Source organism: Microcoleus sp. OTE_8_concoct_300 (assembly GCF_031383065.1).
In the GTDB taxonomy this organism is placed as follows: domain Bacteria; phylum Cyanobacteriota; class Cyanobacteriia; order Cyanobacteriales; family Microcoleaceae; genus Microcoleus.
Genome location: NZ_JANMZH010000875.1, coordinates 1 through 11859 on the forward strand (window position 1 = coordinate 1; position 11859 = coordinate 11859).

The 11859-nt window shown below is 47.2% G+C and carries 7 protein-coding genes; 5 read left to right on the top strand and 2 right to left on the bottom strand.

The window, feature by feature from the left end:
- The first annotated feature begins 611 nt into the window (after positions 1-611).
- Both ACUVJL_RS38165 and ACUVJL_RS38170 read left to right on the top strand, forming a co-directional pair.
- Complete coding sequence (locus tag ACUVJL_RS38165) at positions 612-1352, top strand: SDR family oxidoreductase (protein WP_445250563.1); 741 nt, start codon at positions 612-614, stop codon at positions 1350-1352.
- Positions 1353-1403: 51 nt separating this feature from the next.
- A complete protein-coding gene (locus ACUVJL_RS38170) occupies positions 1404-2393 on the top strand; it encodes an NADPH:quinone reductase (RefSeq protein WP_445250564.1) in 990 nt (329 codons plus the stop codon).
- Between the two features lie 556 nt (positions 2394-2949).
- Here ACUVJL_RS38170 and ACUVJL_RS38175 read toward each other — a convergent pair.
- Positions 2950-5004 (bottom strand): protein kinase domain-containing protein, encoded by a 2055-nt coding sequence (locus ACUVJL_RS38175; protein WP_445250565.1) that lies wholly within the window; start codon positions 5002-5004, stop codon positions 2950-2952.
- A gap of 506 nt (positions 5005-5510) precedes the next feature.
- Here ACUVJL_RS38175 and msrP point away from each other — a divergent pair.
- A complete protein-coding gene (gene msrP, locus ACUVJL_RS38180) occupies positions 5511-6494 on the top strand; it encodes a protein-methionine-sulfoxide reductase catalytic subunit MsrP (RefSeq protein WP_445250566.1) in 984 nt (327 codons plus the stop codon).
- A 347-nt stretch (positions 6495-6841) separates the two neighbouring features.
- Here msrP and miaA read toward each other — a convergent pair whose 3' ends face one another.
- Positions 6842-7744, bottom strand: coding sequence for a tRNA (adenosine(37)-N6)-dimethylallyltransferase MiaA (miaA, locus tag ACUVJL_RS38185; RefSeq protein ID WP_445250567.1), 903 nt, complete (start codon positions 7742-7744; stop codon positions 6842-6844).
- Between the two features lie 259 nt (positions 7745-8003).
- Here miaA and gyrB point away from each other — a divergent pair, with 259 nt between their 5' ends.
- Positions 8004-9944 carry a DNA topoisomerase (ATP-hydrolyzing) subunit B gene (gene gyrB / locus ACUVJL_RS38190; protein ID WP_445250568.1) on the top strand — a complete coding sequence of 647 codons (1941 nt, stop codon included), beginning with the start codon at positions 8004-8006 and terminating at the stop codon, positions 9942-9944.
- An 853-nt stretch (positions 9945-10797) separates the two neighbouring features.
- Positions 10798-11514, top strand: coding sequence for a biliverdin-producing heme oxygenase (locus ACUVJL_RS38195; RefSeq protein ID WP_445250569.1), 717 nt, complete (start codon positions 10798-10800; stop codon positions 11512-11514).
- Positions 11515-11859 lie beyond the last annotated feature (345 nt).

Genomic DNA, 11859 nt, shown 5'->3' on the forward strand with positions numbered 1-11859 from the left:
CCTCAAGTTTTCCTGATTTCTGGAGGGTATCGCCTGCGGACAAATACTGCTCTGCTAACTCGGAATTTACGGTCATCAGAAATATGGATTTGAAACCCCGTCCTTTTAGGACGGCTTTACATTGATTTAAAACCTTTACGGGGTGGAGGGGTATGGTTGCCCCTCCGGTGAGGTATGGTTGCCTCAATCTCCTTTCGGAGTAGAAGAGACGACCTGCCAGGTCGTCTGTACTTCGCCAATGTTTAGTGAGCTTGTTAGGCTGAAAGCACTGTTTCAGTGACCTTAAAACTGTTTAACCTTCAGCGACAGAGCAAGGAACTAGCTACGCATTCCAGGGTGTCGTGACTCAAAAAACGTAGTCAGTTAAGACTTAGGCTGGTCAGAACGGCTTGTTAGATTTCTCCTTCAAGCCTCATGCCTTTAGGCTGAGGTTCCTGACAGATTTTACTTTAACAGCCGAGACTACTTTACCACAACTGTTAGTTAGCAAGCGCGATTTCTAGGAATATTCTGACTGTGTGATATTTTCAATTTGTTTCTGTACCGGAATGCGGAAAAAAATAGTATGATTATTTTGAACCAGCATCAACGCTAATTGCAGAGGAAATCTCATGGCATCACTAGCAGGAAAAGTAGCAATTGTGACTGGTGCATCGCGGGGAATTGGACGCGCGATCGCCCTCCGATTATCCCAAGAAGGCGCATCGGTTGTCGTCAACTACAACAGAGGCGCAGAAGAAGCTAAAGAGGTTGTGTCAGCGATTGAAGCAGCGGGCGGCAAAGCATTAGCCGTGCAAGCCGATGTCAGCAAAACCGCAGAAATTTGCGATTTGTTCGATCGCACTCAGGAAACCTATTCACAAATCGATATTTTAGTCAATAATGCAGGAGTAACTCTTTCCAAACCTGTAGCCGAAGTTACCGAAGCAGAGTTTGATAATCTTTTTGCAATTAACGTCAAAGGCACGTTTTTTGCTTGTCAAGAAGCTGCTAAACGCATGGCGGAGGGAGGAAGAATTGTTAATTTTTCCAGTTCGACAACCGCGATAATGCTGCCAACTTACGGGGTTTACGTGGCCACAAAAGGCGCGGTGGAACAGTTAACTCGATCGCTGGCTAAGGAATTGGGCGATCGGCAAATTACAGTCAATGCAATTTCTCCTGGCCCAACAGATACAGAACTCTTCACAGTCGGCAAAACCGCCGAACAAATACAAAGATTTACCCAAATGACTGCTTTGGGAAGACTCGGAAAAGTTGAAGATATTGCCGATGTGACGGCTTTTTTGTGCAGCGAACAAGCCCGGTGGATTACCGGACAAAATATCCGCGTTAACGGCGGCATTGCCTAAAGTAACGCGGGGCGGGTTTCTGAAGATTAAAAACATCAGGAGAAAACAACTGTGAAAGCTGCTTACTACGAACAAATCGGCAACGCCAAAGATGTCCTCAAAATTGGCGAAATGGATGTTCCCGAATTGGGTGAACGTGAAGTGCTGATTAAAGTACACGCATCCGGCATTAACCCCTCCGATGTCAAGCAGCGCAGCGGTTGGGGCGGACTCAGAATGCGACACCAGCGAGTCATTCCCCACAACGACGGTGCAGGAATAATTGAATCAGTAGGAGAAAGCGTGTCGCCGTCACGAATTGGCGAACGTGTTTGGATTTATGAAGCTACATTGCCCCGCCGATTGGGTACGGCGGCCGAATATGTGGTGGTACCCAGCGAACAAGCGGTTTTTCTGCCAGATAATACAGAATTTGTAGAAGGTGCTTGTTTGGGAGTACCCGCAATGACAGCTCACAATTGCGTTTTTAAAGATGGTGCTGTTTCGGGGAAAATAATATTAGTTACGGGCGGCGCGGGTGCTGTTGGAAATTATGCGATTCAATTAGCCAAATGGGGCGGAGCAACTGTAATTGCGACTGTAAGTTCTGCGGAAAAAGCAGAAATTGCCAGTGCTGCGGGAGCTGATTATATTGTCAATTACAAAGCTGAAGATGTGGTGGCGCGCCTCAAAGAAATTACGAAAGGGGCAGGAGTCGATCGCGTAATTGAAGTTGATTTTGCTAGCAATTTGGAAACTAATTTAAAAGCGCTCAAACGCAACGGCACGATCGCCACTTATGCTTCAGAGTCGGATTTAACGCCTCAAATTCCAGTGTACTCCTTAATTTACAAAAATCTTACCGTTCATTACGTGCTAGTTTATGCGATGGACAAAGCAGCGCATCAACAAGCTGCAGAAGATATTACAACTTGTTTGAAAGCTGGAGTTTTGCGCCACGTTATTGCTGGGCGGTTTGCTTTAGACGAGATTGCCGCCGCCCACGAAATGCAGGAAAGCGGAAGCGCGATCGGGAATTTGGTTTTAGTTGTTAGTCATTAGTCATTAGTCATTAGTCATTAGTCATATCAAATCCGTTGACATCGGAATTATGCATCTCTCTCTTCTCTTTCTCTGTGTCCTCTGTGCCCTCTGTGGTTTAATCATTCCGATACAACCGGAATTGATATCATTAGTTATTAGTCATTAGTTATTAGTCAGTGGTTATATCATGTCCGGCGATATAAGCATCATAAGTTTGTAGGGAGGACGAAGAGTCCTTTGTTAAAACTTTTAGCTAATAAAGACTAAAGTCCTTACTACAAACGACTTTTATTATGGGTAATTTACCGCACATGATATTTTTTATTTCTAACTGAGAAAGGTTATATAGCGGTTCTCAAGCGTGGTGAGCTATGCCCAATGCCCCATGCCCAATGCCCCATGCCCCATGCCCAATGCCCCATGCCCAATGCCCCATGCCAGATAGTCCCTCATGTTACTGAGAAAGGCTATATGAAGGTTGACCTAAGAAAAAGACAGCCACACCACCCAATCAGAGTTTGTTGAGACTGTCCTTTCTTAAAAGTGTATATCTAACTCCGGGCGATCGCAAAAATCAAGGAGAAAGCCGCCACACCTTAATCGTGTCGTCAAAACTGCCGCTGATCAGAGTTTTGTCCTGAGGGTTAAAAGCCAATTCCACCCAGGTAGAATGACCCTTCAGCGTGCCCGCCATTTCGCCGGAACTCATCCGCCACAGCTTGATAGTCCCGCTCAAATCGGCGCTGGCCAGCTTGTCTCCGTCGGGACTGAAAGCCAAGGACTTAACCTTGTCGGAATGGCCGATTAAAGTCCGCAGCAGAGAACCGTTGGACTGCCGGGAGTGATTATGTGCGCTGATATCCCACAACTTCACCGTCTTGTCCCAACTGCCACTGGCGAGAGTTTGACCGTCGGGGCTGATGGCCAGAGACCAAACCGCCTCGGAATGACCCCAAAGAGTTTCTTTCAATTCCCCAGTCTGCCAGTTCCACAGGTTGATTTTACCGTCGCTGCTGCCGATCGCCAAAGTTTGTCGATCGGGACTGAAAGCCACCGACTGCACCTCGTCAAAAACCCGCTTGAGAGTTTCCAACTCGGCCCCGCCTTCGACTTGCCACAACTTCAAAGTTTTGTCCTTACCGACACTGGCCAGGACCTGGCTGTCGGGACTGAAAACCACCGAGAACACGCCGTCTTGGTGTCCGTCCAAAGTCTGAATTAACCTGCCAGAATAGAAATTCCACAATTTAATCGTACCGTCAACGCCACCGCTGGCGATCGTCCTGCCGTCTGGACTCACGGCCACCGACCACACCGGCCCCGAATGTCCTGCTAAAACCTTGAGCAGCTTACCGTGACGCTTGTGCAGCAGGTGAATTGTGCCGTCGTTGTTCCCGCTGACAATCACGCGGCCGTAGGGAGCAACTGCTACGGCCCAAACCGGGTTTTTGTCTTGATCCGCCAGAGTCCGCACTGCGGGTCCTGACGGCGATGCCTCACCCCTGAAATCCTGCATCGGGGGCGGATTGAACCGAATTTCGGGAATGCTAGAAACAGGCTCAGAAGAAGTGAAAGCCTGCGGTGCAGGAGATGGCAAGCGAGAGCCCAGCACTACCGAAAGCAGGGCAACCGTACTTGCTCCCCACATGGCCAAAGTCCACTTGGGTTTGCTAAGAATCACGTCTATCGGTGCCGGGCCGTATTTCATGTCTGTGAGAATTGCCTCAATCGATCGATAGCGTTTTGATGGTTCTCGCTGCACCATTTGATCCAGGATGCGGCCGAGTCGCGCCGAAACTGGTACTTTCAAATAATGCCTCCATGCCCAACTGTCGGCTTTGATGTCAAACAAATCAAAGGGTGACATTCCCGTTAACAAGTGAATGCAAGTGACGCCCAAACTGTAGATGTCGCTGCTCTTAATTGCTTGACCTTTAATTTGTTCCGGGGCCGCGTATTCGGCAGAACCTATCACCGTTTCTATTTTGAGCGGTCCGCTGTTGGCAGGAATTGCCGCGCCGAAATCCACTAAAACTAGCCCTCTACCACCTTCCCCGGACAGGGAATGCAGATGCTCTTTCCCTACCAAAGCTGGGGATGCTTGGGGAGATTTGCGGTGAATAATATTAGACGGTTTGATATCTCGGTGAACCAGTTGATTGTCGTGAACAAATTGCAGGACTGGCAAAAATTCCCTCAGTAGATACCAAATTTGAATTTCTTTAAGAACACCTTTTTCTGAAAGCCGATCGGCTAAATTGCGGCCTTCGATGTATTCTTGCACTAAATACTGGCAGCCTTCGACTTCAAAAAATGCCAGCAGTTTCGGTATTTGGGGATGTTTCCCCAACTCCTCGAGCCGCTCGGCTGAGCCTAGAAATGTCCGGTTTAGCTGGTGAGGACCGTCTGCGGCCCAGGATAGTCCGCAGAACTGTTGAATGACGCAGCGGGGTTGCGAAGGTTGGTCTTCATCGGCTGCTAAGAAGGTACGGCAAGTGAGACTTTGACCGAGGGTGTGAAAGACTCGGTAGCGACCTTTTAGCAGCAAGTTCGACTCGCAACTTTTGCAGATTGTCGCGCGATCGAGATTTTGGGGATTTTGGCAATGGGGATTGGTGCAGTAACTCATTTGTCTTTCCGCTGGAGACCCCCGTCCGACATACTTGCTGGTGGGGGAGGAAAGCGGGGCGGTGCGTGCCGCTTCCTGTGGACAAATTAAATAATTGGAATCTTTGCTTTATGATAATTGTTTCCTAGATTTTCGCCACAATTGGTTCGGTCGATCGCGCCTAAATAATTGCTGACTTTCCTGCGAGCGAGGTTTAATAGGTCGATCTTACGGGCGGGCTCTCCTGCCCACCCCCAAGAAAATCATTCTTTGTGGAACAGGCATCTTGCCTGTTCTTTAGAATGGTGCAATATCTCAGTTGTTACCGAATTACGTTATACTGTCATTGCGAATACTTTCAGGGCGATCGCAGCAAAACAAAGCAATAGCGACGCCTTGCCAAATATCCGCGATTCTTTGTGCTATGGAGTCAATCTCAAACCTCAAATCTCAAATCCCAAATCGACTAACAGATTAAAACTTAGGCAACTTTCGCCCAACTAACTACTAACTTTTAACTATTACTTATGCCCTTAATTCGCGTTCCCAAACCTTGGGAAATTCTCGAACCCCAAATTACCCCAGAAACAGCCTTTCTCAACCGCCGCCGCTTCATGACAAATTTAATTGGTGCCGGCGTGACTGCTTCTCTGCTGCCGCTGACCGGCTGCCAAAGCAATGCTAGCTCAAAAACTGCTCTGGATCAAAGCTCAACCCAAGCATATGCAGGATTGAGCCGGAATCCCGCCTTTGCAAAAGTTGATCGAGCGATTACCGACCAAGCCTTAGCTACAAAATACAACAATTTTTACGAATACGGCGGCACAAAATCTATTTGGCAAGCCGCTCAAGCTTTGCCAACAGAAAACTGGAAAGTAGAAGTAGGTGGTTTAGTAAAAAATCCCCGCACTTATGATATTGACGACCTCGAGAAGAAATTTCCTATCGAAGAACGAGTTTATCGATTTCGCTGTGTAGAAGCCTGGGCGATGGTAGTTCCGTGGGTAGGATTTCCCATGAAATTACTGATAGCTGATGTCGAACCGCAATCGAACGCTAAATTCGTTCGCTTCACCTCATTTTACGACCCCAAAATAACTCCCGGTCCCGGTTTGATGTCGCAATTTTATCCGTGGCCTTATACCGAAGGTCTGCGAATTGAAGAAATGGCCAACGATTTAGCATTTTTTGCCACAGGCTTGTATGGCCGAAGATTACCAAAACAAAATGGTGCGCCGCTGCGGGAAGTGATTCCTTGGAAATACGGTTTTAAGGGCGCAAAGTCGATCGTCAAAATTGAATTTGTCGAACAACAGCCCGCCACTTTTTGGAATACAATCGGTCCCAACGAATACGCCTTTGAAGCAAATGTCGAACCAGACAAGCCGCACCCCAGATGGTCGCAGGCCAGCGAACGGATAGTCGGCCCCGGTAACAGTTGGTCGTGGGAAACTCGCCCAACTTTGCCCTATAACGGTTACGGCGAATATGTGGCGAGTTTGTACAGTTAATTAAGTACGCGAGATGTAATTTGAGGAATCGGCTTTTCGGCTTCTCAAATTATTAATTTCTCTCTTTTCTCTTTCTCTGCGCCCTCTGCGTTCTCTGCGGTTAATAAAAAAAATCTTTTTTTTTACCCGTTGCAGAAATTCCCGGTTTCATCGAACAAAGCAGAACAGTCGGACAGCGTGCGGCAGTGCGTTTGTTTCGGCAAAGAATTAAAGAAATTTTACTCAGCCAAAGTTAACGGAAAAAATCCGACTTACTGTACTTTAAAAACTCGCCAATCAATTTAAATTACATCAGCGTTAATCAGCGTTAATCAGCGGTTCAAAAAATCTTTAATATCGATATAAAATCAATTGACAAACTCCTGCACTCTCTGCCAAACTCTTTCTAGCAAATCTGGCGTGCTAACATCAAACCATTCAATATCAGGATAAGCTCGAAACCAAGTCCGCTGTCTCTTAGCAAATTGCCGCGTGTGCAAAATCGTTAATTCTTTGGCTTCTTCAAGCTTAATGTCGCCAGCCAAATATTGTTTCATTTCCTGATAGCCCAGCGTGTTCAACAGTGGCAAATCGCAGCCGTATTTTTTACACAAATATTCTACTTCAGCGATCCAACCGCGTTCCAGCATTTGTTCGGTGCGCTGTTTGATACGATCGACCAAAACCTCGATTTCGCAATCCAACCCAATTTGTAAAATAGGATAATTGGGAGGATTTTCGCCCTGCAGTTCGGAAATAGGGCGACCTGTCGCATAAAATACTTCCAGTGCTCTTAAAGTTCTTACTGGGTCATTGAGGTGAATTTTCTCAGCGGCAGAGCGATCGACCTGCTGCAACATCGCGTAACATAGAGATTGTCCGAGGGACGCAAGTTGCGATCGCAATTCGGGCATGGGTGCTACCCTGGGAATTTTCAAACCCCTGACTACAGACTTAATATATAAGCCCGTCCCTCCCACCAACAACAGGGGGGGAGAAACAGGAAAATCGCCAACAGCAATTAAATTTTGAGCTTGTTGCTGGTAATCTGCCAGTGTCATTGTTTCTGTCGGATCGCAGATGTCAATTAAGTGATGCCGTACACAAGCGCGATCGACCGCCGTCGGTTTTGCGGTTCCAATGTCAAATTCGCGGTACACTTGACGGGAGTCCGCACTCACGATCGAGGATTGTAGTCGCTCCGCCAAAGCCAAAGCCACTCCCGACTTCCCCGTCGCCGTCGCCCCGCAAATCGTAATTAATCTAGGCATAAGCTGTCGCACATTTCGCTATAAAAACTCTCAAATCCTCTCCTGTCCATGCTTTCCCCTCTCTCCCTCCACTGATTCACCGCGCGAGGCCCGCCCGAGTCGCTAAGTAATCTCAAAACTATTCCCCTCCCTCCCCCCAATAAATTTCCATTCAGAAAGCCCTAGCATCGCCTTTAACGGTTTTGTGCTATAATTTTAGGAGTTTTCCTATTTTAGAAGCTTTTGGGGCTTTAGACCTCATTATTGGAGCTATTTTTGTATGACCAGCAGCTACAGCGCCGACCAAATTCAAGTTCTCGAAGGTCTCGAAGCAGTCCGTAAACGACCGGGGATGTACATAGGTACCACCGGCCCGCGAGGACTCCACCATCTAGTTTACGAGGTTGTGGACAATTCCATTGATGAGGCGCTGGCTGGCCACTGCACTCACATCGAGGTTGACTTCAACGCAGACGGTTCTGTTACAGTCACAGATGACGGTAGGGGCATTCCCACCGGCATCGTTGCCAAGACTGGCAAATCGGGAATAGAAACCGTCATGACTGTACTCCACGCCGGCGGTAAGTTTGGCGGCGGCGGTTACAAGGTTTCTGGAGGGTTGCACGGTGTAGGTATTTCTGTAGTTAACGCGCTTTCGGAGTGGGTAGAGGTTAGGGTTTGGCGTGACCAAAAAGAACATTTGCAGCGCTACGAAAGAGGCTTTCCAGTCAGCGAACTTCAGGCAAAGCCCAGCAAAGGAAATCGTACCGGTACTTCAGTTTCTTTCTTGCCAGACACTCAGATATTTAGCACTGGCATTGAGTTCGATTATGCTACGGTTGCCGGACGCTTGCGAGAATTGGCTTATTTGAATGCGGGCGTGAAAATTACCTTTGGCGATCGCCGCTTGGAATTGCTCAAAAGTAACGAACCCCATGTCGAAACTTATTGTTACGAGGGTGGCATCAAGGAATATGTCACCTACATGAACCGCGAAAAGCAGCCCTTGCACGAAGAAGTGATCTACGTGCAGGGAGAACGCAACAACGTGCAAATAGAAGTATCTTTGCAGTGGTGTGTCGATGCTTTTAGCGATAACGTTCTAGGTTTTGCTAACAACATTCGGACGATCGACGGAGGCACCCACTTAGAAGGTTTGAAGGCAGTTTTGACGCGGACGATGAATTCGATCGCCCGCAAGCGCAACAAAATCAAAGAAAACGAGCCCAACCTCGCCGGCGAAAACGTTCGCGAAGGTTTGACAGCAGTGATTTCGGTCAAAGTCCCAGACCCGGAATTTGAAGGCCAAACTAAAACTAAGTTGGGAAATACAGAAGTTCGGGGAATTGTTGATTCCTTGGTAGGCGAAGTATTGACAGAATATTTGGAGTTTCGCCCCCAAGTAGCGGACGCTATTTTGGAAAAAGCAATTCAGGCATTTAAGGCCGCTGAAGCCGCCCGCCGTGCCCGCGATTTAGTGCGCCGAAAATCCGTCTTAGAATCCTCTCCTTTGCCGGGAAAATTAGCGGACTGTAGTTCCAGAGACCCTGCCCTGTCTGAGATATACCTGGTAGAGGGGGATTCTGCAGGCGGATCGGCAAAACAAGGGCGCGATCGTCAATTCCAAGCAATCCTCCCTTTACGGGGTAAAATTCTCAACATTGAGAAAACCGACGACGCCAAAATCTACAAAAATAACGAAATTCAGTCGTTAATTACAGCCCTGGGTTTGGGCATCAAAGGCGAAGAATTCGATCCGGGGCAATTGCGGTATCACCACATCGTTATTATGACTGACGCTGACGTAGATGGTGCCCACATCCGCACGCTGTTGCTGACTTTCTTCTACCGCTATCAGCGCGCACTTGTAGAACAAGGTTACATCTATATTGCTTGTCCTCCTCTCTATAAAGTGGAACGGGGACGCAATCATTACTACTGTTACAGCGAACGCGAAAGGAACAGTCTCATCCGCAATGAATTTCCGGCGAATGCTAACTACACCATTCAGCGGTTCAAAGGTTTGGGCGAAATGATGCCGACACAATTGTGGGATACGACGATGAACCCAGAAACTCGGACCCTGAAACGGGTGGAGATTGAAGACGCTGCTGAGGCCGATCGCATCTTTACGATCTTAATGGGCGATCGTGTCGCCCCCCGCCGCGAATTCATCGAAACCTACGGCCCCAAACTCAACCTCCTGGACTTGGACATCTAAATTAGCCAGTAGTCAGTAGTCATTAGTCATTAGTCAGTAGTCATTCGCTAACAGCCAAGGACTAAGGACTAATAGACCTCTTGCAAAAATCCTTTTCCTCAATTGATGGGACGGGCAAGTTGCCCAACCCACAAGAGTTATTTTTTTTTGTGGGATGGGCATCTTGCCCGTCCTAATTATTTTTGCAAGAGGTCTAATGACTCAACTGTTTGTCCCTTCTACCTTCGGATGCCTTCTGCTGAGTCTAGGTTTTGTTATAAAAATTAATACAATCTCTCATCAAATCGGTCTAAGGTAAATGCTTAGGTAAACTTGAGATTTTTGGCGCGTGGATCAACCATCACAAAAATAGAAGGTTGGACAATATAGCGTCAACAACCCAGGTCTAAAGACATTGGGCTTCTAGCCTCAGACTTAAACCACAGTTGACCAGACTCAGTACCTGGGTACTACGTTAACGGTAAGAGTTAAAGACCTACCAGGGAATGCTCAGCTAGTTCCTTGCCAAGCGAAATTTAGGATTAAACAGACTTATTGGGTTAAATAAGTTTCCTAAATCGAGTATCGGCCGTTAACTCGCGGGGCAGTACAGACGACCTGGCAGGTCGTCTCTTCTACCCCTCTCAATTAGGCTCGAAAGAGCAAACATTATGCGATCGCAGGTTGCAAAATTTGAGATCGTAATTTCGATGCACGATCGCGTTGCCGAAGTGTCCCCTCGCTCGTACATTACATTCATTACACCGAATCTAGCAATCCTCGTGTAATGGAAAGATTCACAGCGGTTTCAACCGCCTTACCGTTTCCCTCTCAGGTCTAAAGACGCTGAGTTTCCCACTTACCTAATTTTTTTATGAGCATCAATTTAGCGACCAAATTGCGTGAGGGAACGAAAAAGTCCCACACAATGGCAGAAAACGTCGGTTTTGTCAAGTGTTTTTTAAAAGGCGTTGTAGAAAAAACTTCTTACCGGAAGTTAGTAGGAAACCTTTACTTTGTCTACTCGGCAATGGAAGAGGAAATGGAACGCCAAAAGCAGCATCCGGTGATTTCAAAAATTTACTTTTCTCAGTTGAATCGGAAACAAAGTTTAGAGCAAGATTTATTTTACTACTACGGTGCCAATTGGCGCGAACAAGTAGCCCCGTCACCAGCAGCTAAAGCCTACGTCGAGCGGATTCGGGAGATATCGGCGACCGCACCGGAACTGTTAGTAGCTCACTCTTACACTCGCTACCTTGGCGATTTATCCGGCGGACAAATCCTTAAAGGAATTGCCCAGCGGGGGATGAATCTTTCCGAGGGAGAAGGTAGTGCTTTCTATGAATTCCAAGATATTCCTGATGAAAAAGAATTCAAAGCTAACTACCGTCAGGCAATGAATGAACTGCCGATTGACGAAGCAACTGCAGAGCGAATTGTTGACGAAGCTAATGCAGCTTTTGGCATGAACATGAAAATGTTCATGGAGTTAGAAGGCAATTTGATTAAAGCAGTCGGTCAGATGCTTTTCAATACCCTGACCCGGAAGCGCGGCGGCGCCAGTACCGAATTGGCTACTGCTGATTGAGCTCACACCCATTGGTAATAATTTGAGCCTCGTTTAAGAGGAAAAACTTAAATCCTGGGGGTTTGATGGCTGCTTTTACAGTCACCAAAGCTCCGGGATTTTGCATGGCGGGCGAGAGACTTTGTAACTCACAAATCAACACTCACAACTTCTAACTCATAACTCATAACAATTCTGAAAAGGGCCTTGCTGAATTAGGGTATCAATCTGTCGGGGCGACAAGTCGCTTATAACGCTGATAGAATAAGCCTCATAGCTCTTATTCCTTGTTGGTAATTAGGTAGTTTATGTGGAGACAAAGACATTAATTCAACAACAACCTGCCAATTACTAAACATCGAATCG

Coding starts and splice junctions, on each gene's coding strand:
- ACUVJL_RS38165 (WP_445250563.1), top strand. CDS start 612: ATGGCATCACTAGCAGGAAAAGTAGCAATTGTGACTGGTGCATCGCGG.
- ACUVJL_RS38175 (WP_445250565.1), bottom strand. CDS start 5,004: ATGAGTTACTGCACCAATCCCCATTGCCAAAATCCCCAAAATCTCGAT.
- msrP (WP_445250566.1), top strand. CDS start 5,511: ATGCCCTTAATTCGCGTTCCCAAACCTTGGGAAATTCTCGAACCCCAA.
- miaA (WP_445250567.1), bottom strand. CDS start 7,744: ATGCCTAGATTAATTACGATTTGCGGGGCGACGGCGACGGGGAAGTCG.
- gyrB (WP_445250568.1), top strand. CDS start 8,004: ATGACCAGCAGCTACAGCGCCGACCAAATTCAAGTTCTCGAAGGTCTC.
- ACUVJL_RS38195 (WP_445250569.1), top strand. CDS start 10,798: ATGAGCATCAATTTAGCGACCAAATTGCGTGAGGGAACGAAAAAGTCC.